The sequence below is a fragment of the Streptomyces sp. NPDC007189 genome (assembly GCF_040703635.1).
GTDB lineage: Bacteria > Actinomycetota > Actinomycetes > Streptomycetales > Streptomycetaceae > Streptomyces.
This window is the reverse complement of record NZ_JBEYEY010000001.1, coordinates 462,639-488,907: the sequence shown is the minus strand read 5'-3', so window position 1 is coordinate 488,907 and position 26,269 is coordinate 462,639. Positions and strand designations below refer to the sequence as shown.

Annotated in this window: 22 protein-coding genes and 1 riboswitch; of the genes, 14 read left to right on the top strand and 8 right to left on the bottom strand. The window is 73.3% G+C overall.

Features of this window, described 5'->3' with window-relative positions; all coding sequences use genetic code 11:
- Window positions 1-249 precede the first annotated feature (249 nt).
- From AB0950_RS02250 to AB0950_RS02235, 4 genes are all read left to right on the top strand, one after another.
- Window positions 250-1,365, top strand: a complete 1,116-nt coding sequence (locus AB0950_RS02250) for a sensor histidine kinase (RefSeq protein ID WP_366777670.1) — start codon at window positions 250-252, stop codon at window positions 1,363-1,365.
- 50 nt (window positions 1,366-1,415) lie between these two features.
- On the top strand, window positions 1,416-2,084 hold the full coding sequence (locus AB0950_RS02245; RefSeq protein WP_360574600.1) for a response regulator transcription factor: 669 nt from the start codon (window positions 1,416-1,418) through the stop codon (window positions 2,082-2,084).
- 245 nt (window positions 2,085-2,329) lie between these two features.
- Window positions 2,330-3,718 (top strand): DUF2690 domain-containing protein, encoded by a 1,389-nt coding sequence (locus tag AB0950_RS02240; RefSeq protein WP_366777599.1) that lies wholly within the window; start codon window positions 2,330-2,332, stop codon window positions 3,716-3,718.
- A 357-nt stretch (window positions 3,719-4,075) separates the two neighbouring features.
- Entirely contained in the window at window positions 4,076-5,065 is a 990-nt protein-coding gene (locus AB0950_RS02235) for a malate dehydrogenase (RefSeq protein ID WP_360574598.1), read from the top strand.
- Here AB0950_RS02235 and AB0950_RS02230 read toward each other — a convergent pair.
- The gene (locus AB0950_RS02230; protein ID WP_366777598.1) at window positions 5,062-6,513 is read right to left on the bottom strand and encodes an MFS transporter; all 1,452 of its coding nucleotides are present in this window, start codon (window positions 6,511-6,513) and stop codon (window positions 5,062-5,064) included. The two genes, AB0950_RS02235 and AB0950_RS02230, sit on opposite strands and share 4 nt — an antisense overlap.
- A 127-nt stretch (window positions 6,514-6,640) precedes the next feature.
- On the opposite strand from AB0950_RS02230, the gene AB0950_RS02225 reads away from it, so the two are divergent.
- Window positions 6,641-7,567, top strand: a complete 927-nt coding sequence (locus AB0950_RS02225; protein ID WP_366777596.1) for a LysR family transcriptional regulator — start codon at window positions 6,641-6,643, stop codon at window positions 7,565-7,567.
- Window positions 7,568-7,817: 250 nt separating this feature from the next.
- On the opposite strand, the gene AB0950_RS02220 is transcribed toward AB0950_RS02225, so the two are convergent.
- Window positions 7,818-8,480 (bottom strand): DUF2637 domain-containing protein, encoded by a 663-nt coding sequence (locus AB0950_RS02220; protein ID WP_360149287.1) that lies wholly within the window; start codon window positions 8,478-8,480, stop codon window positions 7,818-7,820.
- A gap of 476 nt (window positions 8,481-8,956) precedes the next feature.
- On the opposite strand from AB0950_RS02220, the gene AB0950_RS02215 reads away from it, so the two are divergent.
- The 5 genes from AB0950_RS02215 to AB0950_RS02195 are packed head-to-tail and all read left to right on the top strand — an operon-like array spanning window position 8,957 to window position 16,059.
- Window positions 8,957-10,477 carry an aldehyde dehydrogenase family protein gene (locus AB0950_RS02215; RefSeq protein ID WP_366777595.1) on the top strand — a complete coding sequence of 507 codons (1,521 nt, stop codon included), beginning with the start codon at window positions 8,957-8,959 and terminating at the stop codon, window positions 10,475-10,477.
- A gap of 51 nt (window positions 10,478-10,528) precedes the next feature.
- Window positions 10,529-12,061, top strand: coding sequence for a GMC oxidoreductase (locus AB0950_RS02210; RefSeq protein WP_366777594.1), 1,533 nt, complete (start codon window positions 10,529-10,531; stop codon window positions 12,059-12,061).
- On the top strand, window positions 12,058-13,155 hold the full coding sequence (locus AB0950_RS02205; protein WP_360149278.1) for a glycine betaine/L-proline ABC transporter ATP-binding protein: 1,098 nt from the start codon (window positions 12,058-12,060) through the stop codon (window positions 13,153-13,155). The genes AB0950_RS02210 and AB0950_RS02205 overlap by 4 nt, the downstream gene beginning before the upstream one ends.
- On the top strand, window positions 13,155-15,101 hold the full coding sequence (locus AB0950_RS02200) for an ABC transporter permease subunit (RefSeq protein WP_360149275.1): 1,947 nt from the start codon (window positions 13,155-13,157) through the stop codon (window positions 15,099-15,101). Before AB0950_RS02205 ends, AB0950_RS02200 begins: the two co-directional genes overlap by 1 nt.
- Window position 15,102: 1 nt before the next feature.
- Window positions 15,103-16,059 (top strand): ABC transporter substrate-binding protein, encoded by a 957-nt coding sequence (locus AB0950_RS02195; RefSeq protein ID WP_360149272.1) that lies wholly within the window; start codon window positions 15,103-15,105, stop codon window positions 16,057-16,059.
- 6 nt (window positions 16,060-16,065) lie between these two features.
- Here AB0950_RS02195 and AB0950_RS02190 read toward each other — a convergent pair whose 3' ends face one another.
- Together AB0950_RS02190 and AB0950_RS02185 are read right to left on the bottom strand one after the other, a co-directional pair.
- The gene (locus tag AB0950_RS02190) at window positions 16,066-16,788 is read right to left on the bottom strand and encodes an isocitrate lyase/phosphoenolpyruvate mutase family protein (RefSeq protein WP_360149269.1); all 723 of its coding nucleotides are present in this window, start codon (window positions 16,786-16,788) and stop codon (window positions 16,066-16,068) included.
- 46 nt (window positions 16,789-16,834) lie between these two features.
- Complete coding sequence (locus AB0950_RS02185) at window positions 16,835-17,335, bottom strand: carboxymuconolactone decarboxylase family protein (RefSeq protein ID WP_366777593.1); 501 nt, start codon at window positions 17,333-17,335, stop codon at window positions 16,835-16,837.
- Between the two features lie 46 nt (window positions 17,336-17,381).
- Here AB0950_RS02185 and AB0950_RS02180 point away from each other — a divergent pair, with 46 nt between their 5' ends.
- The gene (locus AB0950_RS02180) at window positions 17,382-18,803 is read left to right on the top strand and encodes a PLP-dependent aminotransferase family protein (protein ID WP_366777592.1); all 1,422 of its coding nucleotides are present in this window, start codon (window positions 17,382-17,384) and stop codon (window positions 18,801-18,803) included.
- A 209-nt stretch (window positions 18,804-19,012) separates the two neighbouring features.
- On the opposite strand, the gene AB0950_RS02175 is transcribed toward AB0950_RS02180, so the two are convergent.
- Window positions 19,013-19,840, bottom strand: a complete 828-nt coding sequence (locus tag AB0950_RS02175; protein WP_360149813.1) for a DMT family transporter — start codon at window positions 19,838-19,840, stop codon at window positions 19,013-19,015.
- 87 nt (window positions 19,841-19,927) lie between these two features.
- A complete protein-coding gene (gene rocD, locus AB0950_RS02170; RefSeq protein WP_366777591.1) occupies window positions 19,928-21,133 on the bottom strand; it encodes an ornithine--oxo-acid transaminase in 1,206 nt (401 codons plus the stop codon).
- 92 nt (window positions 21,134-21,225) lie between these two features.
- A riboswitch (ZMP/ZTP riboswitch) is annotated at window positions 21,226-21,313 on the top strand.
- 32 nt (window positions 21,314-21,345) lie between these two features.
- On the opposite strand from rocD, the gene AB0950_RS02165 reads away from it, so the two are divergent.
- Window positions 21,346-22,791 (top strand): glycine hydroxymethyltransferase, encoded by a 1,446-nt coding sequence (locus AB0950_RS02165; protein WP_366777590.1) that lies wholly within the window; start codon window positions 21,346-21,348, stop codon window positions 22,789-22,791.
- A gap of 13 nt (window positions 22,792-22,804) precedes the next feature.
- Here the strand turns inward: AB0950_RS02165 and AB0950_RS02160 are convergent, their stop codons facing one another.
- Complete coding sequence (locus AB0950_RS02160; protein ID WP_360149254.1) at window positions 22,805-23,497, bottom strand: hypothetical protein; 693 nt, start codon at window positions 23,495-23,497, stop codon at window positions 22,805-22,807.
- A gap of 146 nt (window positions 23,498-23,643) precedes the next feature.
- On the opposite strand from AB0950_RS02160, the gene trpS reads away from it, so the two are divergent.
- Window positions 23,644-24,657 (top strand): tryptophan--tRNA ligase, encoded by a 1,014-nt coding sequence (gene trpS, locus AB0950_RS02155; protein ID WP_360149251.1) that lies wholly within the window; start codon window positions 23,644-23,646, stop codon window positions 24,655-24,657.
- A gap of 182 nt (window positions 24,658-24,839) precedes the next feature.
- On the top strand, window positions 24,840-25,409 hold the full coding sequence (locus AB0950_RS02150) for a 2'-5' RNA ligase family protein (protein WP_366777589.1): 570 nt from the start codon (window positions 24,840-24,842) through the stop codon (window positions 25,407-25,409).
- A gap of 23 nt (window positions 25,410-25,432) precedes the next feature.
- Here the strand turns inward: AB0950_RS02150 and AB0950_RS02145 are convergent, their stop codons facing one another.
- Window positions 25,433-26,167, bottom strand: a complete 735-nt coding sequence (locus AB0950_RS02145) for a decaprenylphospho-beta-D-erythro-pentofuranosid-2-ulose 2-reductase (RefSeq protein ID WP_360574587.1) — start codon at window positions 26,165-26,167, stop codon at window positions 25,433-25,435.
- Window positions 26,168-26,269: the final 102 nt, after the last annotated feature.

Below are 26,269 nucleotides of genomic sequence, written 5' to 3'. Positions count from 1 at the left end.
CCCAGGGGCGCGGGCCACCGGTGCACCCCCGTACCCCCGCTGCCGCCGACGGTACGGCCGCCCGCCCCGCCCGCGCCTCCACCGGCGGTCTGAACCGCCGTACCACCCGGGGGCGTAGCCCGCCGGTTCCTGCAACTTCCGCGGTACCGCGCGGGGTTGACTCCCGCCTCCGGCCTCGGGCGTTACCCTGCGGCGGTGCGAGCGACGACCCCCCGCCCGATCCTGGTGGACACGCTGATCGCGGTCGCCATGACCGTGGTCGCGGTCCTGCTCGGGCAGGAGTCGCGGTCGCAGGGCTGGCCGGAACTCGACGCCCGCGCCTACGCCCTGGTCGCCCTCTCCCATCTGCCGGTCGCGCTGCGCGGCCGCCGGCCCCTCGCCGTCTTCGCCGCCGTCCAGACCGCCCTGATCGCCTACGTCACCCTCGGCTACTGGCCGGTGGTGTGCACCTTCGGCTCCATGCTCGCCCTCTACACCGTGGCCTCCGTACGGCCCGTGCGCACCGCCCTGGTCTGCGCGGCCTGCATGGCCGGGGTATGGGTGTACGCCGGGGTGGTCAGCGACACCCCGTCCATGGCGTCCGTGCTCGGGCAGGCGCTGCTGTACTGCTCGGTGCTGGTCTGGTTCGGGCATCTGGCCCGCCGCTCCGCCGAACTCACCCGGCGGCTGCGCGCCGAGCAGGCCGAGCGGGCCCGGCGCGCGGTCGCCGAGGAGCGCGGGCGCATCGCCCGGGAACTGCACGACGTGGTCGCCCACCACATGTCCGTCATCTCGGTGCAGGCCGGGCTCGCCCGCTTCGTGTTCGACTCCCGCCCCGACCGGGCGCGCGGCGCGCTCGGCACCATCGCGGACACCAGCGGCGAGGCCCTGGAGGAGCTGCGCCGCATGCTGCAGGTGCTGCGCGAGGAGGACCCCGAGGCGCCCGAGCGGGCCCCCATGCCCACGCTGGCCCGGCTCGGCGAACTCGCCGACCGGGTGCGGGCCGGCGGGCTGCCCGTGGACCTCGCCGTGACGGGCACCGCGCGCCCGCTGCCGCCCGGCGTCGAACTGTGCGCCTACCGGGTCGTCCAGGAGGCCCTCACCAACGCCCTCAAACACGCGGGCCCGGCGCACGCGCGCGTGGAACTCCGGTACGGTGCCCACGAGCTGACCGTCCGGATCACCGACGACGGGCAGGGGGCGGATCCGGCCAGAGTGCCCGCGGGCGGCGGACACGGCTTGATCGGCATGCGCGAGCGGGCCAAGCTCTACGGCGGGACGATCACGGTCGGCCCGCGCTCCGAGGGCGGCTACGAGGTCCGTCTCACCCTGCCCACCTCGGCCGCCGAGCGCGGCGGCACCGGCGCGGCGGAGGCGGAGCGGTAGGGACGGCGCCGGCAACGGGACGGCGCACGGCGAGGGGACGACCGTACGGCATGATCAGAGTGCTCGTCGTGGACGACCAGTTCCTCATCCGCGCCGGACTCGTGGGCCTGCTGGAGGCCGCGCCCGGTTTCGAGGTGGCCGGCGAGGCCGCGGACGGCGCCGAGGCCGTACGGCTGGCCGCCGAGACCCGCCCCGACGTGATCCTCATGGACATCCGGATGCCCGGGATCAACGGCATCGAGGCCACCGAGCGCATCCTCGCCGAGGCCGACGGCCGCCCGCCCCGGGTGCTGGTGCTGACCACCTTCGACCTCGACGCGTACGTGTACGGCGCCCTGCGCGCCGGCGCCTCCGGCTTCCTGCTGAAGGACTCCGGGCCCGAGCGGCTGCTCGCCGCGATCACCGCCGTCGAGGGCGGCGACGCGCTGTTCGCGCCCAGCGTCACCCGGCGCCTGGTGGAGGCCTTCGCCCGGCAGCAGGCTCCCGACCCGGCCGCCGTCGCCTCGCCCGGTCTCGACGCGCTCACCTCCCGCGAGCGGGAGGTCCTCAAGCTCACCGCCCGCGGGCTGTCCAACGTGGAGATCGCCGACCGCCTCTTCATCAGCGAGGCCACCGTCAAGACCCACCTCAACCGCACGATGAGCAAGCTCGACCTCGGCAGCCGGGCCCAGGCGGTCGTGCTGGCCTACGAGACGGGACTGGTGACCCCGGGCAGCTGACGCGGCGGCTCGCCCTCTCCCCCGAGGAAGGGCGAACCGCCGCCGGGAGACAGCCTTCCGCCCAGGAACTGCCTGTTCAACGCCTGTCCTTGCGCTGTGGCACGGAAGTGACCGTTCCGCTATGGTCTCCGCGCGCTCCGTCCGTGCACCCGCGCGCCCCCATCGCGGGAACTGGGTTCCTTAGGCGGTGCATCCTTGTGGGTAGCCAGGACGGGGAAAGCCGGGGGGAGAGCAGGGGGGAAGCGATGCCTCGTTGGAAAGACCTGCCCGAGGAACTGGATCCGCAGATCAGGGAGTTCACCAGCCAGGTGCGGCGGCTCGTGGACCGCAGCGGGCTGAGCGTCGCGGCACTCGCCGACCGCACGGGCTACAGCAAGACGTCCTGGGAGCGCTACCTGGGCGGCCGGCTCCTCGCGCCCAAGGGCGCGGTCGTCGCGCTCGCCGAGGTCACCGGCACCAATCCGGTGCATCTGACGACGATGTGGGAGCTGGCCGAACGCGCCTGGAGCCGGGCCGAGATGCGGCACGACCGCACGATGGAGGCGATCCGCATCGCCCAGGCGCGTGCCGCGCTCGGGGAGTTCGGCGCGGCGGAGGCGACCGGCGGCCCCTCCAGCCGCAAGGCCGACGGCGCCGGCCCGTTCCCGGGCATCGCCGGCCCGTCCGGCATCTCCCCGACAATCCCCACCCAGCCAACGGCCCCGGACGCCGACGCCCGGGACGCCGGGGGGCGCGACCGGCTGGGCGGGGGCGGACGTGGGGCGGCTGATGGCTCCGGGCGGGGCAAGGGCTCCGGCTCGGGGCGGGGTGCCGCCGGTGGCTCCGGGCGGGTCGCGGGCGATGGTGCGGTGCGGGGCGCGGGCGATGGCTCTGGGCGCGGGTCGGCTGATGGTTCGGGGCGTGGGCCGGAAGAGGGCTCCGGTTCGGGGGGCAACTCCTGGGGGCTCGCCGGGTATCAGGGGCCGTCCAAGACGGGTGGGCGGCCGGGTGCCGACGTGGCTGGGGGCGGCGCAGGCGACGTGAACGGTGCGCGGCCCGGTGCCTCGGCCGGCGAACCGGGCCGGACCCCGACCGTCTCGACGCCGTACGACGGCGGCCCCGAGGCGCCCCGCGCCGCAGGAGGCGCCCCGGTCCCGGGGAACGCCGTACGGCAGCGGGTGATCATGTTCCTCGCGGGGCTGGTCGGTGTCGCCGTCGTCATCGGCGCCGTCTTCTTCCTCACCGACCGGGGCGGCACGAAGCACGGGACCGCCGCCAAGTCGCCGTCCCCGACCGCCTCCACGCACACGAGCCCGCCGCCCGGCGTCAAGTGCGCCGGTTCCGCCTGCGACGGCAAGGACGCCGAGGCCATGGGGTGCAGCGGCGAACTGGTGACCACCGCCAAGACCGCCGTCCTCGGCACCACCACCCTGGAGGTCCGCTACAGCAAGACCTGCGGCACCGCCTGGGGCCGGATCACCGGAGCCGCCGCGGGCGACCAGGTGCAGGTCCTGGCCGGGAAGGCACGGCAGACCGGCGAGACCTCCGGTGTCGGCGACACCATCGCGTACACCCCGATGGTCGCCGTGCGGAACGCGGCGGAGGCGAAGGCCTGCGCCACGCTGGCGTCCGGCCGGACGGGCTGCACGAAGTAGCGCCGGCGAGGTGGGGAGCGGAGTCGGCAGGCGCCGGGAGATCGTGCGGGGGAATTTCCCGCGGGACGCGCATGGCGGGCCGGATTCTGGGCACGCGGCCGATAACCCCCCACGGGAGTCCGGTCCTCCGGTACCCCCCACCTGGCGGCCGCCTCCGTCCTCTCCCCCTCTCCCGGACGGGCGGCCGCCTGTTGGTTCGACACGTGTCCGACTTGTGGGGTGATCCACACGGCCCCGGACGTCTCGCATACCGGATGCGCGATAGCCTGACCGCTGGATCGATCTCTTGACGCCAAGAGATCGATCATCCGCCCGGGGCAGGGACGCCCCACCGCCAGCTGTCATACGGAGAACGCCATGACCCGCACTCCCGTGAACGTCACCGTCACCGGCGCGGCCGGCCAGATCGGTTACGCCCTGCTCTTCCGCATCGCCTCCGGCCAGCTGCTCGGCGCGGACGTGCCGGTCAAGCTGCGCCTGCTGGAGATCACCCCGGCCCTGAAGGCCGCCGAGGGCACGGCCATGGAGCTCGACGACTGCGCGTTCCCGCTGCTCCAGGGCATCGAGATCACCGACGACCCGAACGTCGCCTTCGACGGCGCCAACGTGGCCCTCCTGGTCGGCGCCCGCCCCCGCACCAAGGGCATGGAGCGCGGTGACCTGCTCGAGGCCAACGGCGGCATCTTCAAGCCGCAGGGCAAGGCCATCAACGACCACGCCGCGGACGACATCAAGGTCCTCGTCGTCGGCAACCCGGCCAACACCAACGCGCTCATCGCGCAGGCCGCCGCGCCGGACGTACCGGCCGAGCGCTTCACCGCGATGACCCGCCTGGACCACAACCGGGCGCTGACGCAGCTCGCGAAGAAGACGGGTACGTCGGTCGCCGACATCAAGCGGCTGACCATCTGGGGCAACCACTCCGCCACCCAGTACCCGGACATCTTCCACGCCACGGTCGCCGGCAAGAACGCCGCCGAGGTCGTGAACGACGAGAAGTGGCTCGCCGAGGACTTCATCCCGACCGTCGCCAAGCGCGGTGCGGCGATCATCGAGGCCCGCGGCGCGTCGTCGGCCGCCTCCGCCGCGAACGCCGCGATCGACCACGTGCACACCTGGGTCAACGGCACCGCCGACGGCGACTGGACGTCCATGGGCATCCCGTCCGACGGCTCCTACGGCGTTCCGGAGGGCCTGATCTCGTCCTTCCCGGTCACCTGCAAGGACGGTAAGTACGAGATCGTCCAGGGCCTGGACATCAACGAGTTCTCCCGTGCCCGCATCGACGCGTCGGTGAAGGAGCTGGCGGAGGAGCGCGAGGCGGTGCGCTCGCTGGGCCTCATCTAAGAGTTCCGCAGGTCGGGCAAACGCTCGGCATCCCGCCGTTGGGGGTGCCGGGCGTTGCCGTGTGCGGCCCTCTGGCGGGTCACCCGTGCAGTGCCCCGCGCCCCTTCGGGGCGCTTTCCGTACCCGGCCACCACCAGCGCCGTGGCCGCCAGCACCACCACCCCCACCGTCCGCAGCGCCGGGCCCATCCCGTGGAGCAGGTCGGTGTGGGCCGACACGACCGTTCCCGTGACGGCGACGCCCAGGGCCGCGCCCGTCTCCCGCGCCGTCGTGCCGAGGCCGGAGCCGAGGCCGGCCTGGTGGGGCGGGAGCGAGGTGACCACGCCGATGGTCAGGGCCGGCATGGACAGTCCGGCGCCGGCCGAGATGACCAGCAGCCAGCAGACGAACACCGGGTAGGGCGTGCCCGCGTCGGCGCTGGACGCGCCGAGCAGGCCGAGGCCGATCAGGGCGAGACCGGCGCCGATGACCGCGCGGGGGCGGCCGGCCCAGCGGGTGGCCAGCTTCTGCGCGCCGGCCATCCCGAACACCAGCGGCAGGATCGCCACCCCGGTGACCGCCACCCCGAAGCCCTTGATCTCCTGCAGATACTGCGAGTTGACGAAGAACAGGGAGAACAGGCCGAAGAAGCAGGTGGCCGTGCCGAGGGAGGCCGCCCTCAGGCGCGGGGAGCCGAAGACGCGCGGGTCGAAGAGCGGGGAGGGCCCGCGCAGGGCGTGCACGGTGAAACCGGCGGTCAGCAGGGCGCCCGCGGCGAAGGCGCCGAGGATGCGCGCGGAGGACCAGCCGTACGTCGGGCCCTCGATGATGCCGAACAGGACCGCGACCAGGCCCGCGGTGAGCAGCAGCGTGCCGAGGGGGTCGGGGTTGCCGGTGGAGCGTTCGGTGCGGGGGACGGTCAGGGCGACGGCCACGGCGAGGACGGCGGCCAGCGGGATCATCACCGCGAACAGGGCGCGCCAGCTGAGGAACTGCCCGGCCAGGCCGCCGCCCAGGTTGCCCGCCGCGCCGCCCAGACCGATCGACAGCGTCCAGGCGCCCATCGCGCGGGCCCGGTGCTCGGGCGCGGACAGCCGCATGAGGAGGGAGAGGGTGGCCGGGGTGATCAGGGCGGCTCCGGCGCCGGACAGGCCCCGGCCGGCTATCAGCACGGGTGGGGCGGAGGCGAGCGCGCTGGTGGCGGCGCCCGCCGCGAACAGGGCGAGCCCGGCGAGCAGGGCGCCCTTGCGGCCGTACCGGTCGCCGAGCGCGCCGGCCGGGATGAGCAGGCCCGCGAAGACGATGACGTAGGCGTCCACGGTCCACAGGATCTCGGTGTGCGAGGGGTGCAGTGTGGACGAACTCAGTTGTGGGATCAGGAGGTTGATGGCGGCGACCATGCTCTGCGCGACCAGGACGCAGGCGCACAGCGCGAGCAGGGTGGGGCGTTTCAGGGCGTGCGTGGGCACGGCTCCTCCGGGAGCTGGGTGGTGGGTGGGAAGGTGCGCCTTCAGGCGGATGCGCTCGGGCGCGCTCTCACCGTAGGCTCGCCACCGACCTGCTTTCCAGTGCAACCTTCGCAAGGGATACCTGCGCATGACGCAATCCACGGGGCTGGATCTGAATCTGCTGGTCGCGCTGGACGTGCTGCTGGAGGAGCAGAGCGTGCAGGGCGCCGCCCAGCGGCTGCATCTGTCCGAGCCCGCGATGAGCCGGACCCTCGGACGGATCCGCAGGGCGCTCGGCGATCCGATCCTGGTGCGGGCCGGCCGGCGGATGGTGCCCACTCCGCACGCGCTGGCCGTGCGGGCCGAGGTGAGCGCGGTGGTGGAGCGGGCCCGGGCCCTGTTCGCGCCGGGCCGGGACGCCGATCTGCGCACGGTGACCCGCACCTTCACGATCCTCGGTCACGACGCGATGGCCGCCACCCACGGCGCCGCCCTCTTCGCCCGCGCCGCCCGCGAGGCGCCCGGCATCCGGCTGCGCTTTCTGACCGAGAGCCACGTGGACGCGCCGTACCTGCGCCAGGGCACCGCCGATCTGGAGGTGGGGGTGATCGACACGACCTCGCCCGAAGTGCACGTGGAGACGGTGTACCAGGAGCGCATGCTGGGCGTCGTACGGCCCGGACACCCGCTGCTGGAGGGGGAGGTGACACCCGAGCGGTTCGCCGGTGCGGCGGGGCACCTCGTGGTGTCCCGGCGCGGCAGGCAGCGCGGGCCGATCGACGACGCCCTGGCCGAACTCGGCCTCGCCCGCCGGGTGGTGGGCACCGTCGGCAGCTTCCCGGCCTCGCTGTTCGTGCTGCGCGAGACCGACCTGATCGGCCTGATCACCTCCTACGGCCGCTCGATGGCCGACACCCTCGGCCTGGTCGTCTTCGACATCCCGCTCCGGCTGCCCCTGGCCGAGGTGGGCTTCGCCTGGCACCCCCGGCACGACGCCGACCCCGCCCACGCCTGGCTGCGGAAGTGCGTACGGGATCTGATGACCGAGACGTCACACACCGTCCCGCGGACCTAGTCCGGGCGGCGCGCGGCCACGGTCAGAGGTTTTCTTTCTTGGGCGGCAGCGTTGGATCGGGGCCCGGGCCGAAGTGCATCCCGTACGAGGGCCAGGGCCCGGCACTCCCCAGCCTTCGGCCGGAGGGACCCCCAGAGCACGCACCTATGGCATGCATCCAGCTGCTCCGCAGCGGGCGCGAGGCCCGCCCTCCGGGCGGACGGCGGGAGTTCGACGCCAGGACCTGGCTCCGGGCGGCGCGCGGCCCCGGTCAGAGGTTTTCTTTCTTGGGGGGCAGCGTTGGATCGGGGCGGGTGGCGTGTCGTGGCCGGCTCTTGGTCGAGATCTGGCCGACGAGTTCCCAGAAGCACACCAGCGCGGTGACCGGCGGGATACCGAAGATCACTAACGAGAGCAGCGCATGGGACGAGTGGCTGACGCACAACGCCACGGCCATCGCGGAGGCGGCCAGCACGATGCACCAGGACCGCCGCGCGCTCCGGCGCTGGGCGGTGGCCCGCACGACCGAGAGCGCCGCCACGAACCACGGCCCGTACACCGTCAGCGGCCAGCACTGCGCCAGGCGCGTGGGCAGCACCGACGAGGCGATTCCGCGCAGCTGCCCGTAGGAGTAGCAGACGGACCAGGCCAGCATCCCCACCGCGCACAGCGTGACCGTCGCGATCAGCAGCGTGATGTGGGTGAAACGCCGGCCGCCGTCGAGCAGATGGGATTCCTGGCGCAGCCGGCGGCGGCTGCTCCTGCGCGGGGAGGGAATGTCCAGCGGGGTGGTGACGGGGTTCACGGTGGTCGGCGCGGCCAGCATCTGCGCCAGTTCCTCGACCGGGTCCCAGTCGTTCTGCGCGATGCCCGGTTCCGGGACGGTGTTCCAGGTGTGATCGTAGAGACCGGCGTCCTGCTGAATTCTGTCCATCGGTAAATCCTTCCGCCCCTGACTCAGGATGCCGTGTACAGATCTGTCATGGTCCGCCGATATTCCTTTTCCATCGTATTGATTCTCTTCAGGAAATCATCGAGCAGGTCCGAGCAGGACGTGGGATCCGCTTCGCCGCCCCAGTGCGGCGTGGTCGTCCGGTGATCCTCGCTCGGGTGCCAGTCCAATCGCATCACGGTCGCTTAACGATGATCGACGGAGGAGGGCTTTGGGGCATTCGGGGGAATGCGGGTAACCCGGAAGGGGGGTCATCGCATTCCGTAAATATTCCGCGAGAGTGGAAATCAAATGCCCGGTCCGTCGATGATCGGGGGATGCGCTGATGTGATGCCGCGCACTTTTGGTCATCGATTGCGCATGCGACGCGCCGGTCCTGGGCAGGCGGCGACGGTCCCCGAGCGTGACACGCCTGTCACCCAGGGGCATCGATCAGGAACGGAAGGCAACACCGAGCAATGGCGGACAGAACCGAACGACACCCCCAGGCGACCATCCACGCGGGAGGCGAGTGGCTGCCGGCGATATCCGGCGCGACCCGCGAGATCCTCGACCCCGCGGACGCCCGGCCGTTCGCCGTGGTCGCCGAGGGCGACGAGAAGGACGCCGAGCGCGCGGTCGCCGCCGCCCGGCAGGCCTTCGACCACGGCCCCTGGCCCCGCACCCCGGTCGCCGAACGCGCCGACCTGCTGCGCCGCGTCGCCGGCCTCCTCGTCCGCGACCGCGAGGAACTCGGCCTGCTGGAGAGCCGGGACGCGGGCAAGACCGTCGAGGAGGGGCGGATCGACATCGACTGCGTCGCCGACGCCTTCCGCTACTTCGCCGACCTGGTCGCCGCCGAGGCGCCCGGCCGGGTCGTGGACGCGGGCTCGCCCGACATCCACAGCGTCGTCGTGCACGAGCCGGTCGGCGTCTGCGCGCTGATCACCCCCTGGAACTACCCGCTCCTGCAGGCCAGCTGGAAGATCGCCCCGGCCCTCGCCGCCGGCAACACCTTCGTGGTCAAGCCCAGCGAGATCACCCCGCTGACCACCGTCGCGCTGATCGAGCTGCTGGAAGAGGCCGGCCTGCCCGCGGGCGTCGCCAACATCGTCACCGGCCCCGGCCACACCGTCGGCGCCCGTCTCGCCGAGCACCCCGGCGTCGACCTGGTCTCCTTCACCGGCGGCCTGGTCAGCGGCACCAAGGTGGCCCAGGCCGCCGCCCCCACCGTGAAGAAGGTCGCCCTCGAACTCGGCGGCAAGAACCCCAACGTCGTCTTCGCCGACGCCTGCGCCACCGAGGAGGGCTTCGACACCGCCGTCGACCAGGCCCTCAACGCCGCCTTCATCCACAGCGGCCAGGTCTGCTCGGCCGGCGGCCGGCTCATCGTCGAGGAGTCGGTCCGGGACCGCTTCGTCGCCGAACTCGCCCGCCGCGCCCGGAGGATCAGGCTCGGCCGGGGCACCGCCGACGGCGTCGAGTGCGGCCCGCTGGTCTCCGAGCAGCAGCGCGCCAAGGTCGAGGCGTACGTCGCCTCCGCGCTCGCCGAGGGCGCCGTACTGCGCTGCGGCGGCAAGCGCCCGGAGCCGTCACCTCAGCGCCCCGAGACCGGCTACTTCTACGAGCCGACCGTCCTCGACGCCTGCCACCGCGAGATGAAGGTCGTCCGGGAGGAGGTCTTCGGCCCGGTCCTCACCGTGGAGACCTTCCGCACCGAGGACGAGGCCGTCTTCCTCGCCAACGACACCGAGTACGGCCTCGCCGGCGCCGTGTGGACGTCCGACCCCGGCAAGGCCCGGCGCGTCGCGGGCCGCCTGCGCCACGGCACCGTCTGGATCAACGACTTCCACCCCTACCTGCCGCAGGCGGAGTGGGGCGGCTTCGGCAGGAGCGGCACCGGCCGCGAGCTGGGGCCCGCCGGGCTCGCCGAGTACCGCGAGACCAAGCACGTCTACCAGAACCTCGCGCCGAAGCCGGTGCGCTGGTTCGCCGGCTGAGCCCCCTGTCCCCCGAGCTTCCCCGGAAACACCCCCTGGAGTAGTACCCCCATGTCCCACACCCCCCACGTCTACGACTACGTCGTCATCGGCGGCGGCACCGCGGGCTCCGTCATCGCCTCCCGCCTCACCGAGAACCCCGACGTCACCGTCGCCGTCATCGAGGGCGGCCCGAGCGACGTCGGCCGCGACGACGTGCTCACCCTGCGCCGCTGGATGGGCCTGCTCGGCGGCGACCTCGACTACGACTACCCGACGGTCGAGCAGCCCCGCGGCAACTCCCACATCCGGCACAGCCGCGCCCGCGTCCTCGGCGGCTGCTCCTCCCACAACACCCTCATCTCGTTCAAGCCGCTGCCCTCCGACTGGGACGAGTGGGAGGAGGCCGGCGCCAAGGGCTGGGGCGCCGTTCCCATGGAGGCCTACTTCGCCCGCCTGAAGAACAACATCGTCTCCGTCGACGAGAAGGACCGGAACGCCATCGCCCGCGACTTCGTCGACGCCGCCCAGGCCGCACTCGGGGTACCCCGCATCGAGGGCTTCAACCGCAAGCCGTTCACCGAGGGCGTCGGCTTCTTCGACCTCGCCTACCACCCCGAGAACAACAAGCGGTCCTCGGCCTCGGTGGCGTACCTGCACCCGGTCATGGACGAGCGGCCCAACCTGACGATCCTGTTGGAGACCTGGGCGTACAAGCTGGAGATCACCGAGGGTCGCGCCGAGGGCGTCCACGTGCGCACCGAGGACGGCGAGGACCTGCTGATCCGCGCCCGCAGCGAGGTCGTGCTGTGCGCGGGCGCCATCGACTCCCCGCGCCTGCTGCTGCACTCGGGCGTCGGCCCCCGCCAGGACCTCCAGGCCCTGGGCATCCCGGTGGTGCACGACCTGCCGGGCGTCGGCGAGAACCTGCTGGACCACCCCGAGTCGGTCATCGTCTGGGAGACCCACGGGCCCATCCCGGAGAACTCCGCGATGGACTCCGACGCGGGCCTGTTCGTGCGCCGCGACCCCGGGCACGCGGGACCCGACCTGATGTTCCACTTCTACCAGGTGCCGTTCACGGACAACCCCGAGCGCCTCGGCTACGAGCGCCCGCGCCACGGAGTCTCCATGACCCCGAACATCCCCAAGCCCAAGAGCCGCGGCCGCCTGTACCTGACCAGCGCCGACCCGTCCGTCAAGCCCGCCCTCGACTTCCGCTACTTCACCGACGAGGACGACTACGACGGCCGGACCCTGGTCGACGGCATCCGCATCGCCCGCGAGATCGCCCAGACCGAGCCGCTCGCGGGCTGGCTCAAGCGCGAGGTGTGCCCCGGACCCGAGATCCAGGGCGACGCCGAACTGAGCGAGTACGCCCGCAAGGTCGCGCACACCGTGTACCACCCGGCCGGCACCTGCAGGATGGGCGCCGCCGACGACGAACTCGCCGTAGTGGACCCGGAGCTGCGGATCCGCGGCCTCGACGGCATCCGCATCGCCGACGCGTCCGTCTTCCCGACCATGACCGCCGTCAACCCGATGATCGGGGTGCTCATGGTCGGGGAGAGGGCCGTCGACCTGATCGGAGGTGACGCCCGATGACCCTCACCGTCCCCACCCGCAAGCCGCCCACCACCGGCGCCCCCGTGTTCTCCGTCTCCGGCCTGTGGAAGGTCTTCGGCCCCAAGCCGGACCGGATCCCCGCCGACCCCGAACTGGCCGCCCTGGAACCCGCCGACCTGCGCGCCCGCACCGGCTGCACGGCGGCCGTCCGGGACGTCTCCTTCGACGTGCGCAAGGGCGAGGTCTTCGTCGTCATGGGCCTGTCCGGCTCCGGCAAGTCCACCCTGGTGCGCTGCCTGACCCGCCTCATCGAACCGACGGCGGGCACCATCTCCATCGACGGCGAGGACGTCCGCGCGATGGACCGGGCCCGCCTGCGCCAACTGCGCCGGCACCGCGCCGCCATGGTCTTCCAGCACTTCGGCCTGCTCCCGCACCGCACGGTCCTCGACAACGTGGCGTACGGCCTGCAGATCCAGGGCGTCGGCAAGGCCGAACGACGCGCGCGGGCCGCCGAGGTCGTCGCCAAGGTCGGCCTCGACGGCATGGAGCACCGCCGCCCCGGCCAGCTCTCCGGCGGCCAGCGCCAGCGGGTGGGCCTGGCCCGCGCCCTGGCCGTCGACCCCGAAGTGCTGCTGTTCGACGAGCCGTTCAGCGCCCTCGACCCGCTCATCCGGCGCGACATGCAGGACGAGGTGGTCCGCCTGCACCGCGAGGAGGGCCGCACGATGGTCTTCATCACCCACGACCTGTCCGAGGCCCTGAAGCTCGGCGACCGCATCGCCCTCATGCGCGACGGCAAGGTCGTCCAGCTCGGCACCCCGGAGGAGATCGTCGGCTCCCCGGCCGACGACTACGTCCGCGAGTTCGTCCGCGACGTACCGCGCGAACAGGTCATGACCTGCCGTACGGCCATGCGCCCGGCCGCCGCCGAGGACGCGGACAACGGCCCCGCGGTCCGCCCCGAGGCGACGGTCGCCGAGGCGATCGAGGCAGTGGCCCGTGCTGGCGCGCCCGCACGGGTGATGGACGAGGGCCGGTGCCTGGGAGTGGTCGACCACGAACGGCTGCTGGGAGTGGTCTCCGGTGTGGCCACCCTGCCCTCCCCCCGCACCAGCCCGGAGGCCGTCTGATGGCAGCGCTCACCGCCCCGGCCTCCCGTACCGGCACACCCCGCGTCCTGAAGAGCCGTACCGCGGGCAAACTCCTCCTGCTCGCCCTCTTCGCCGCGGTCCTGGCCCCCTGGGCCGCCGGCCACTGGCCCGGCGCCGCCTGGCCGCACGACCTGACGGTCAGCGTCACCAAGCCCCTCACCAGCGCCAGCGACTGGGTCATCGACAACCGGGACAGCCACCCGCTGTTCCTGTACTTCTTCGGCTACCTCAGCAACGCCGTCGTCCTCGCCGTACGCGCCGTCTACCTCACCCTCCTCGCCGCGGGCTGGCCCGGCGTCACGGTCCTCGGCGCCCTCGTCGCCTGGCGGGTCGCCGGCCCCCGCCTCGCCGCCGGCACGGCGGTCGCCTTCCTGGCCTGCGGCGCCCTCGGCATGTGGGTGGCGACCATGCAGACCCTCGCCCTGATGGTGGTCGCGGTCCTCGCCTCCGTGGCCGTCGGCGCGCTGCTCGGCCTCGCCGCCGGCCTGTCCGACCGCATGGACCGCGCCCTGCGCCCGGTCCTGGACACCATGCAGGTGCTCCCCGCGTTCGCCTACCTCCTCCCCGTCGTCCTGGTCTTCGGCATCGGCGTCCCCGCGGCCGTCCTCGCCACCGTCGTGTACGCCGCCCCGCCGATGGCCCGCCTCACCGCCCTCGGCCTGCGCGGCGCCGACCCCGAGGTCCTGGAGGCCGTGGAGTCGCTCGGCGCCACCCGCCGCCAGCGGCTGCTGACCGCCCGCATCCCGCTGGCCCGCGCCGAACTCCTCCTCGGCCTCAACCAGACGATCATGATGGCGCTGTCCATGGCCGTCATCGCCTCCGTCATCGGCGCCGGCGGCCTCGGCGACCGCGTCTACCAGGCGCTCGCCTCGGTCGACGTCGGCCAGGCCCTCGCCGCCGGCATCCCCATCGTGCTGCTGGCGATCGTCCTGGACCGCGTGACGGCGGCGGCCGGAGCGGCGGACGACTCCGCCGCCCGCCCGAAGACCGTCGGCTGGGCCTACGCCCTCGCCGTCACCGTGGCCGCCGCCCTGGCCGCCCGGCTCCTCGGCCGCCTCGACTGGCCGTCCGGCTGGACGCTGGACATCGCCGCACCGGTCGACCGCGCCGTCGACTGGATGACCAACCACCTCTACTCCGGCGTCCCGGTCGTCGGCGGCACGGCCGACTGGGCGGCCCACTTCACCACCTGGATCCTCGACCCGGTGCGCGGCGGCCTCGAGTGGCTGCCCTGGTGGTCGGTGCTGCTGATCGTCGCCGCCCTGGCCTGGTCGATCGGCACCTGGCGCACCGCGCTGACCGCCGTCCTCGCCATGGCCGCGATCGGCGTGCTCGGCGTCTGGGAACCCGCCCTCGACACGCTCTCCCAGGTGCTCGCGGCCGTCGCCGTGACGCTGGTCCTCGGCTTCGCGACCGGCATCGCCGCCGCCCGCAGCGACCGTGTCGAACGCGCCCTGCGCCCGGTCCTGGACGTCTTCCAGACCATGCCGCAGTTCGTGTACCTGATCCCGGTCGTCGCCCTGTTCGGCGTCGGCCGCGCCCCCGCCGTCGCCGCGGCCGTCGTCTACGCCCTCCCGGCCGTCGTCCGGATCACCGCGCAGGGCCTGCGCCAGGTCGACCCGGCCGCACTGGAGTCGGCGCGCTCGCTCGGCGCGACCGGCCGGCAGCAGCTGTGGCAGATCCAGCTCCCGCTCGCCCGGCGGTCGTTGCTGCTCGCCGTCAACCAGGGCGTCGTCCTGGTCCTCGCCGTCGTCATCATCGGCGGCCTGGTGGGCGGCGGCGCCCTCGGCTACAACGTCGTCTTCGGCCTCGCCCAGGGCGACCTGGCGACCGGCCTGGTGGCCGGCGCCGCGATCGTCTGCCTGGGCCTGATGCTGGACCGGGTGACCCAGCCGACCGAGCGACGCCCGAGGAAGGGAGCCTGACATGCGACGCCGTACGACCACCGCCGTGCTGGGCTCGCTGGTGCTGCTGACCGCGACCGGCTGCGGCGCCGCCGACATGACCAAGCAGGCCTCGCCGTTCGCGAACGCCGGCGGCACGAAGTCCGTGACCCTCTCCGTGCAGTCCTGGGTGGGCGCGCAGGCCAACGTGGCCGTCGCCCAGTACCTCCTGGAGCACGAGCTCGGCTACCACGTGGACACCGTCCAGGTCGACGAGGTGCCCGCCTGGGACGCGCTCAGCCAGGGCCGGGTCGACGCCCTCCTGGAGGACTGGGGCCACCCCGACCAGGAGAAGCGGTACGTCGAGGACAAGAAGACGATTCGGCGGGCCGGCGGCCTCGGGGTGACCGGCCACATCGGCTGGTTCGTCCCCACCTACCTCGCCAAGCAGCACCCGGACATCACGAACTGGAAGAACCTCGACAAGTACGCCTCCCTGTTCCGCACCGCGGAGAGCGGCGGCAAGGGCCAGCTGATGGACGGCTCCCCGTCGTACGTCACCAACGACAAGGCCCTGGTGAAGAACCTCAAGCTGGACTACCAGGTCGTCTTCGCCGGCTCCGAGGCCGCCCAGATCACCCAGATCAAGCAGTTCGCCAAGGAGAAGAAGCCCTTCCTGACCTACTGGTACGCCCCCCAGTGGCTGTTCGAGAAGGTCCCCATGACGGAGGTGAAGCTGCCGCCGTACAAGGACGGCTGCGACGCGGACGCGGCGAAGGTCGCCTGCTCCTACCCGCACACCCCGCTGCAGAAGTACCTCAACGCCGGCTTCGCCCGGTCGGGCGGCAAGGCGGCGGCCTTCCTGAAGAAGTTCCGGTGGACCACCGAGGACCAGAACGAGGTCTCCCTGATGATCGCCGACCAGAAGCTGTCCCCCGAGGACGCGGCGAAGAAGTGGGTGGACAGCCACCCCTCCGTGTGGAAGAAGTGGCTGTCCTGAACGCCCTTATTCCCTGAGGGCGTCGGCGATGTCCCGGAGCGCCGCGGCGGTCCGCCGCTGCAGTCCCGGGCCGAACGTGACGCGGGTGGCCCCGAGTTCGCCGAGTTCGGCGGGCGAGGGGCCCTCGCCGTCCAGGCGGGCCAGCATGTTCAGCGGGCCCTGGATCCCGGCCCGCAGCAGGGGCAGCACGCCGGTGGGGGCGAGGATCGGATAGACGCAGTCCGCGCCCGCCGCCACGTACAACGCGGCCCGCTCGATGGCCCGTTCGGGATCCCTGTCGCCGAGCGCGAACGTGTCGACGCGGGCGTTGACGAACAGCCGGTCGGCGGCGGCCGAGCGGACCTCGGCGAGGTACTCGGCGTGCTCCTGGGGATCCTTGAGGACCCCCGCGTGGGAGTCCTCGAGGTTGCAGCCGGCGGCCCCCGCCTCCAGCAGCCGCTCCACCAGCTCCTTCGGCGCGAGCCCGTACCCGCCCTCGACGTCCGCCGACACCGGCACCTCGACCGCCCGCGTGATCCGGGCGACCGCGGCGAACATCTCGTCCGCGGGCGTGTCCCCGTCCGGATACCCCAGCGCGGCGGCCACCCCGGCGCTGGGCGTGGCCAGCGCCGGGAACCCGGCCTCCGCGAGGACGCGCGCACTGGCCGCGTCCCAGGGGCCCGGCAGGATCAGCGGGTCGCCCTGGGGGCGGTTGCGGTGCAGCGCTCGTAACGTGTCCACCTTGCTCACGGCCGGCCCCCCGGCGGAACGCGGCGGCCGACCAGCTCGGTACGGCTCACCCGTGCTGCCCGGGCTGGTAGTGGCCCGGGGGCATCCGGGTGGCCACGCCGAACCGGTTCCAGGTGTTGATCACCGCGATCGCGGCGATCAGCTGGGCCAGCTCGGCCTCCTCGAAGTGCTTGGCGGCCGTCTCGTACACCTCGTCCGGGACGAAGCCGTCGGTCAGGACGGTGACCGCCTCGGTCAGCTCGATCGCCGCCAGCTCCTTCTCGGTGTAGAAGTGCCGCGACTCCTCCCACGCGCTGAGCTGCACGATCCGCTCCACGCTCTCCCCGGCCGCGAGCGCGTCCTTGGTGTGCATGTCGAGGCAGAAGGCGCAGTGGTTGAGCTGCGAGGCGCGGATCTTGACCAGTTCGTACAGCTTGGGGTCCAGTCCCTGCCTGGCCGCGGCGTCCAGGCGGACCATCGCCTTGTAGACCTCGGGTGCGTGCTGGGTCCAGGCCAGGCGCGGGGCCTGCTCGGCGGCGTACTCGGTGTTCTCCTGTGCAGTGGTCATGCCTCGACCCTAGGAGCGAGGCAGCCCAGGAGTATGGTCCATTTCCATGGCGGAATCCTGGGCCACTCTGGGCGTCGACCTGCATCTGGAACCGGCCGGCTCCGGCGGGCTGCGCCGGGGCCTGACCGACGCGCTCCGGGAGGCCGTACGCACCGGCCGGCTGGCCCCCGGCACCCGGCTGCCCTCCTCCCGTACCCTCGCCGCCGACCTCGGCATCGCCCGCAACACCGTCGCCGAGGCCTACGCGGACCTGGTCGCGGAGGGCTGGCTCACCGCCCGGCAGGGCTCCGGCACCCGGGTGGCGGAGCGGGCCACCGCGGCAGCCCCGCCCGGTTCGACGACCCGGGGCGCGGACGGCGCCGGTCCGGCCGCCCGCCGCTCGGCGCCGGGCCGCCCCAGGTACAGCCTGATCCCCGGTAGCCCCGACCTCGCCGCGTTCCCGCGCACCGAGTGGCTCAGGGCCGCCCGCCGCGCCCTCGCCGGCGCCCCGTACGACGCCCTCGGCTACGGCGACCCCCGCGGCCGCCCCGAACTGCGCGCCGCCCTCGCCGGCTATCTCGCGCGGGTGCGCGGCGTGCGCACCGACCCGGACTGCGTGCTGATCACCTCCGGTTTCGCGCACGCCCTGCGGATCGCCGGCACACTGCTGCACTCGCGCGGGGTGCGCACGGCGGCGGTCGAGTCGTACGGCCTCGACGCGTACTGGGGCGTGCTCCAGCGGACCGGGCTCGCCACGCCCGCGCTGCCGTACGACGAACTCGGCACCGACCCGCGGGAGCCGGGCGACGCCGGGGCGGTGCTGCTGACCCCCGCGCACCAGTTCCCCATGGGCACGCCCCTGCAGCCCGAGCGGCGGGCCGCCGTGATCGACTGGGCGCGGCGCACCGGCGGCCTGATCCTGGAGGACGACTACGACGGCGAGTTCCGCTACGACCGCCAGCCCGTCGGCGCCGTCCAGGGCCTCGACCCCGACCGGGTGCTCTACTTCGGCACCGCCAGCAAGTCCCTGGCCCCCGGACTCCGGCTGGGCTGGATGGTGGTGCCGCCGTCCCTCGCCGAGGAGGCGGCCGCGGCCAAGGGCGCCGCCGACACGGTGGGCGTCCTCGAACAGCTCACGCTCGCCGAGTTCATCACCTCGGGCGCGTACGACCGCCACGTCCGCTCCTCCCGGCTGCGCTACCGGCGCCGCCGCGACGCCCTCGCCGCCGCCGTCTCCGCCCGCGCCCCCGAGGTCACGGTCACCGGCATCGCCGCGGGCCTGCACGCGGTGCTGCGCCTGCCGGCGGGCATGGAGCAGTCGGTGGTCCAGGCCGCGACCTGGCAGGGCCTGGCCCTGCACGGCCTGTCCTTCCACCGTCACCCCGAGGCCGTCGCCGAGCCGCTGGACGCGCTGGTCGTCGGGTACGGCACCCCACCGGACAGCGCATGGACGGGCGCCCTGGACGCGCTGTGCCGGGTGCTGCCGTAAGGCTTGCGGTGGGCTCGGGGGCCGCGGGTGACCGCCGTCGTCGCGCCGTTGCGGCGGATGCGCGGGCTCGGCGCCGCCGGTGACCGCCGTCGTGGTGCCGCGCCGTGGCGGCGGGTTCACGCGTGCGGCCGGTGAGCGAGAGGCGCGGGGACGCCAACGCGCTATCCCTCGGCGTGCCGGCGCGTCCCGAGGCGCCCGCCGTTCGCGCCTCAGCCCTCCTCGGCCGCCACCGGCGCCTCGCCGAAGCGCGCGAGTGCCAGCGCGCCCGCGACGGCCACCGCGAAGCCCAGGACCGCCAGCCAGGTCAGCCCCTCCCGGGTGCGGTCGCCGAGCCACACCACGCCCACCGCGGCGGGCCCGATCGTCTCCCCGATCACCATCCCGGCGGTCGCGGTGGTCACCGAGCCCCGCTGGAGGGCCGACGTCAGCAGCACGAACGCGGCGCCGCCCCCGATGAGCAGCGCGTAAGTCGCCGGGTTGGTCACCAGGTCCTTCGGCGCCAGGCTGCCGATCAGCCGGACCGACACCTCCACCACCCCGAACCCGAACCCGGCGCCGAGCCCGAGCAGCAGCGACCGCGCCGGCCCGGACAGCCGGCCGCCCGCGAGGGCCAGCAGCAGCATCCCGGCCGCCACGGCGAGCATCGCGTACCGCAGCGCCTCCGAGCCGCCCTGACCGCCCTCCGGTCCGGACGCCAGCCCCAGCATCGCGAGCCCGGCGCACACCACGGCCACCGCGCCCCACTCCGTGCCGCTCAGCCGTACCCGCAGCAGGCGGGCCGCCACCACCGCCGTCACCGCCAGGCTCGACGCGAGGGCCGCGCCGACCGCGTAGATCGGCAGGGACCGCAGCGCCGCGATCTGGAACAGGAAGCCCAGCCCGTCCAGCGCCAGCCCGGCGATGTACCGCCACTGGCGCAGCGCCCGCAGCAGCAGGGCCGCCTCGCCGCCCCCGCCGGTACCGGCCTGCCGCGCGGCCACCGCCTGCAGCACCGTCGCGGTGCCGAAGCAGACCGCCGCGCCGAGGGCGCACACCATTCCGAAGAGCACGGAGTGACTCTAGGTGAGCGCCGGTCCGGGCGGCCCCTGCGGTCGGTGCTCTTACCGTTCTCACGGGCCGGCCGCTCAGCCGGCCAGCACTTCCCGCAGCTGCTCCAGCCCCCAGTCCAGGTCCGCCTCGGAGACGACCAGCGGCGGGGCGAGCCGTACGGTCGTGCGGTGGGTGTCCTTCGCCAGCACCCCGCGGGCCATCAACCGCTCCGCCACCTGCCGTGCCGTACCCACCCCCGGCGCGACGTCCACGCCCGCCCACAGCCCGCGCCCGCGCACCGCCGTCACCGTGCCCGTGCCCGGCAGCGCCGCGAGCACCCGGTGCATCCGCTCGCCCAGCTCGGCCGCCCGGGCCTGGAACTCACCGGTGCGCAGCATCGCGATCACCTCCAGCGCCACCGCGCAGGCCAGCGGGTTCCCGCCGAACGTCGACCCGTGCTCGTCCGGCCGGAACACCCCGAGCACGTCCGCGCTCGACACCACCGCCGACACCGGCACGATCCCGCCGCCCAGCGCCTTGCCGAGCACATACACGTCCGGCGCCACGCCCTCGTGCTCGCAGGCGAAGGTCCGCCCGGTCCGGCCGAGGCCCGACTGGATCTCGTCGGCGACGAAGAGCACGTTCCGCTCGCGGGTCAGCTCCCGGACGGCGGGGAGGTAGCCGGACGGCGGCACGATCACCCCGTTCTCGCCCTGCACCGGCTCCAGCAGCACCGCGACCGTGTTCTCCGTCATCGCCGCCCGCATCGCCGTCAGATCGCCGTACGGCACGATCTCGAAGCCCGGCGTGTACGGCCCGAAGTCCGCGCGGGCCTCCGGATCGGTGGAGAAGCTGATGATCGTCGTCGTACGCCCGTGGAAGTTGCCGCCCGCGACCACGATCTTCGCCATCTCCGCGGGCACCCCCTTCACCCGGTAGCCCCACTTCCGGGCCGTCTTCACCGCCGTTTCCACCGCCTCGGCGCCGGTGTTCATCGGCAGCACCATCTCCATCCCGCACAGCTCGGCCAACTCTGCGCAGAACGCGGCGAACCGGTCGTGGTGGAAGGCGCGGGAGGTCAGCGTCACCCTCTCCAGCTGGGCCCTGGCCGCCTCGACCAGCCGCGGGTGGCGGTGCCCGAAGTTCAGCGCCGAGTAGCCGGCCAGCAGATCGAGGTAGCGGCGACCCGTCACGTCCGTCATCCAGGCGCCCTCGGCGGTGGCGACGACGACCGGCAGGGGACGGTAGGTGTGCGCGCTGTGCGCGTCGGCGGCGGCGATCAGGTCTTCCGCAGCGGTCACGGCGGCCTCCCATGATGAGTGGAACCTCCTTCCTACCGTCGCTCGCATGGTGGACCGCGGAACCTGGCCGCGCGCCCCGCCCGGTAGGCTGATCAGCGGGCCGTGACTGGCGCGCTGGGATGGGACGGACCATCGGGGAGCGGCCCGGCGGAAACAGTGCCGTGCGCCTGGGCCGAACGTGAACGCTGTACGCACGCCGTCCGGAGGTCCTCATGCCAGAGCCCCTGTCCACCGAGTCCACCGCCTTCCGCGCCGCCCTCGACGTCATCCGCGCCGTCGAACCGCGCGTCGCCGACGCCATCGGCCAGGAGGTCACCGACCAGCGCGCGATGCTCAAGCTGATCGCCTCCGAGAACTACGCCTCCCCGGCCACCCTGCTGGCCATGGGCAACTGGTTCAGCGACAAGTACGCCGAGGGCACGGTCGGCCGCCGCTTCTACGCCGGCTGCCGCAACGTCGACACGGTGGAGGCCCTGGCCGCCGAGCACGCCCGCGAACTGTTCGGCGCCTGGCACGCCTACGTCCAGCCGCACTCCGGCATCGACGCCAACCTGGTCGCCTTCTGGGCCGTCCTCGCCGACCGCGTCGAGGCGCCGTTCCTTCAGAAGACCGGCGCCCGCCAGGTCAACGACCTCACCGAGGCCGACTGGGCCGAGCTGCGCCAGGCCTTCGGCAACCAGCGCATGCTCGGCATGTCCCTGGACGCCGGCGGCCACCTCACCCACGGCTTCCGCCCGAACATCTCCGGCAAGATGTTCGACCAGCGCTCCTACGGCACCGACCCGGCCACCGGCCTCATCGACTACGACGCCCTGCGCGCCCAGGCACGCGAGTTCAAGCCGCTGATCATCGTCGCGGGCTACTCGGCGTACCCCCGTCTGGTGAACTTCCGGATCATGCGCGAGATCGCCGACGAGGTCGGCGCGACCCTCATGGTCGACATGGCCCACTTCGCCGGCCTGGTCGCGGGCAAGGTCCTCACCGGCGACTTCGACCCGGTGCCGCACGCCCAGATCGTCACCACCACCACGCACAAGTCGCTGCGCGGCCCGCGCGGCGGCATGGTGCTGTGCGACGACTCCCTCAAGGACCAGGTGGACCGCGGCTGCCCGATGGTCCTCGGCGGCCCGCTGCCGCACGTCATGGCCGCGAAGGCGGTCGCCCTGGCCGAGGCCCGGCAGCCGTCCTTCCAGGACTACGCCCAGCGCATCGTCGACAACTCCCGCGCGCTCGCCGAGGGCCTGATGCGGCGCGGCGCCACCCTGGTGACCGGCGGCACCGACAACCACCTCAACCTGATCGACGTCACCACCTCCTACGGCCTCACCGGCCGCCAGGCCGAGCAGGCCCTGCTCGACTCGGGCATCGTCACCAACCGCAACGCCATCCCGGCCGACCCCAACGGCGCCTGGTACACCTCCGGCATCCGCATCGGCACCCCGGCGCTGACCACCCGGGGCCTGGGCACCGCGGAGATGGACGAGGTCGCCGGCCTGATCGACCGCGTGCTGACGGCCGCCGAGCCCGGCACCACCAAGTCCGGCGCCCCGTCCAAGGCCGCGCACGTCCTCGACGCGAAGATCTCCGACGAGATCTCCCGCCGCGCCACCGACCTCGTGGCCGGCTTCCCGCTCTACCCGGAGATCGACCTCGGCTGACGCCCTGGGAGGCTCACAGGTCGATCAGCTCCTGACGCGGCTCACGCGGCGGCCCGGCACTGCGCCGGGCCGCCGCGCGGCGCAGCAGCAGCGTCCCGGCGATCCCCGCGGCGAGCCCTGCCGCTGCCCACACCGCCTTGTCCCGCACACCACCTGCGCCGTCGCCCGCGGCGGCCGGCGCCGCGCCGAGACCGAGGAAGCGGTCGCCCGCCAGCCGGTCGTAGACCCGCTGCGGCGCCCGGTGCCAGCGGATGTCGTCGTCCGTCACGTCCGGCGCCGGATCGGTGCGGACCCAGGGAGTGCCGTCCTCGGCCAGGACCAGCTGGTCCTGGCGCAGCATCGCCACGTCCCCGCCCGGCGCCCGATGGGTCCGCGGCCATCCCCCGACCCCGGTCAGCCCCCACAGCACGGTGAACCGCACCCGCGGGTAGCGGCCCCGCGTCCACTCCTGCGGCACCGGCTCGGTGTCGTCGCGCTCCGGTTCCAGCAGCTCGCGCAGCCGGTCGAAGCCGGCCTGACCGGCATGCCGGGCCTCGCTGCGCCCGCCGGCCGCCACGACCACCGCCACGTCGGGCCGGTCCCGGCCGGCCGCTGCCGCGGGCGCCGCCACCGCCGCCGTCACGCTCACCGTCACCGCGAGGAGCACCGCCGCCGCACCGGCCCGCGCCGCCGGCCACCGCCGGACACGCTCCGGCCATCCCCGCATCACCAGCCCCCGCCCCCGCATCCCGCGCCCCCATCGCTCGCCGGGCACACCAGCATGCCCCCTGTTACACCCCCGGTGACGGACCGGATCGCCGCTGTTTCCAGCCCGTTCCTGTTCGACCCGTCAGCTCTGCGAGAATGGTGCACATGGCCTCTGATCGACCCCGCGTGCTCTCCGGCATCCAGCCCACCGCCGGCTCGTTCCACCTCGGCAACTACCTCGGCGCCGTCCGCCAGTGGGTGGCCCTGCAGGAGTCCCACGACGCGTTCTACATGGTCGTCGACCTGCATGCGATCACGGTTCCCCAGGACCCCGCGGAGCTGCGGGCCAACACCCGGCTCGCCGCCGCCCAGCTGCTGGCCGCCGGCCTGGACCCGGAGCGCTGCACCCTCTTCGTGCAGAGCCACGTGCCCGAGCACGCCCAGCTCGCCTGGATCATGAACTGCCTCACCGGCTTCGGCGAGGCCAGCCGGATGACCCAGTTCAAGGACAAGGCGGCCCGGCAGGGCGCCGAGCGCGCCTCCGTCGGCCTGTTCACGTACCCGATCCTGCAGGTCGCCGACATCCTGCTGTACCAGGCCAACGAGGTGCCGGTCGGCGAGGACCAGCGCCAGCACGTCGAGCTGACCCGCGACCTGGCCGAGCGCTTCAACGGCCGCTTCGGCGAGACCTTCGTGATCCCGTCGCCGTACATCCTCAAGGAGACGGCGAAGATCTACGACCTGCAGGACCCGTCGATCAAGATGAGCAAGTCGGCGTCCACGCCGAAGGGTTTGATCAACCTGCTCGACGAGCCGAAGGCCACCGCCAAGAAGGTCAAGAGCGCCGTCACCGACACCGACACCGTCATCCGCTACGACGCGGAGGCCAAGCCGGGCGTGTCGAACCTCCTCACCATCTACTCCACCCTCACCGGCAAGTCGATCGCTGAGCTGGAGCGGGAGTACGAGGGCAAGATGTACGGCGCCCTCAAGACCGATCTCGCCGACGTCATGGTCGAGTTCGTGACGCCGTTCCGGGAGCGCACCCAGCAGTACCTGGACGACTCCGAAACGCTCGACTCGATCCTGGCCAAGGGCGCGGAGAAGGCCCGCGCGGTCGCCGCGGAGACGCTCGCGCAGGCCTACGAGCGGGTGGGTTTCCTGCCGGCGAAGCACTGAGCCGCACGATCCGGCGCGGGGGCGCACGACCGTACACATGTCCGGGCGGCCGGAGCGCTGCACATCACTTCCGCTGCGCCTGCGCACAGGACTTCCATGGCCGTACAGTCGATAGCCCACGGCCCGAACGTGACGAACGGGACGGCCCGTACAAGACGACAGACGCGACGACAGGAGACGACGTGGGGACCGTAACGATCGGCGTGTCGATCGCGGTCCCGGAGCCTCACGGCAGCCTGCTCCAGGAGCGGCGCACGGGCTTCGGCGACGCCGCGGCTCACGGCATCCCCACGCACGTCACGCTGCTGCCGCCGACCGAGGTCGACGAGGCCGAACTGCCCGCCGTCGAGGCGCACCTCAGCGACGTCGCCGCGGCCGGCCGGCCGTTCCCGATGCGGCTGTCCGGCACGGGCACCTTCCGGCCGCTGTCCCCGGTGGTCTACGTCCGCGTCGTCCAGGGCGCCGAGGAGTGCACCCTGCTGCAGCAGCGGGTGCGGGACGCCTCGGGGCCCGTCGCGCGCGAGCTGCAGTTCCCGTACCACCCCCATGTCACCGTCGCGCACGGCATCGACGAGGCGGCCATGGACCGGGCCTTCGAGGAGCTGGCCGGGTTCGACGCGCAGTGGCCCTGCACCGGGTTCGCGCTGTACGAGCAGGGCGCGGACGGGGTGTGGCGCAAGCTGCGGGAGTACACGTTCGGGGGGACCACGGTGCCTTCCCAGTCAGGGCCGTTGCGCAGCGCCGTCTGGTAGGGCCGGGTCCGCGCCGCGCCCCGTCACAGGGGCAGCCGCCGGAACAGCGCCCGCGGTGTGTGCCGCAGCGCCGCCATCACCACCCGCAGCACTCCCGGCACCCACACCGTCTCCGACCGTCTGCGCAGACCGAGTTCGATGGCGGTGGCGACCGCCTCCGGGGTCGTGGCCAGCGGCCCCTCGCCCCTGACGTGTCCGGGCCGTACGACCATGACGTGGACGCCGGTGCCGTGCAGGGCGTCGCCGAGGCCCTGGGTGAAGGCGTCGAGGCCGGCCTTGCTGGAGCCGTAGATGAAGTCGGCGCGGCGGGCCCGCTCGCCGGCGACGGAGGACAGGACCACGAGGGAGCCGTGCCCCTGGGTCTGCAGCGCGCGGCCGGCGACCAGGCCGGCCGAGACGGCCCCGGTGTAGTTGGTCTGGGCGACGTGGACGGCGCGCAGCGGCTCCCGCTCGTCGTGGGCCTGGTCGCCGAGGACGCCGAAGGCGAGCAGCACCAGGTCGATGTCGCCGTCGGCGAAGACCTTGCCGAGGACCGTCTCGTGGGACGCGGGGTCGAGGGCGTCGAAGGCGACGGTCCGGGTCTCGGCGCCGAGCGCCCGCAGGCTCTCGGCGGCCTCCTCCAGGGCCGGTGACGGGCGGCCCGCCAGCCACACCGTGCGGGTGGAGCGGGCGATCAGCCGGCGGGCGGTGGCCAGCGCGATCCCGGACGTGCCGCCGAGGACGAGCAGGGACCGGGGAAGACCGAAGGCGTCCTTCACGTCAGCTCCTTGATGGCGGCGGTGTCTCCTGGCATGTCGGTGACCGTATCGCTCGGATATGGGTGATTAGTTACTGAACATTCGCCCGCTCCACACAACGGG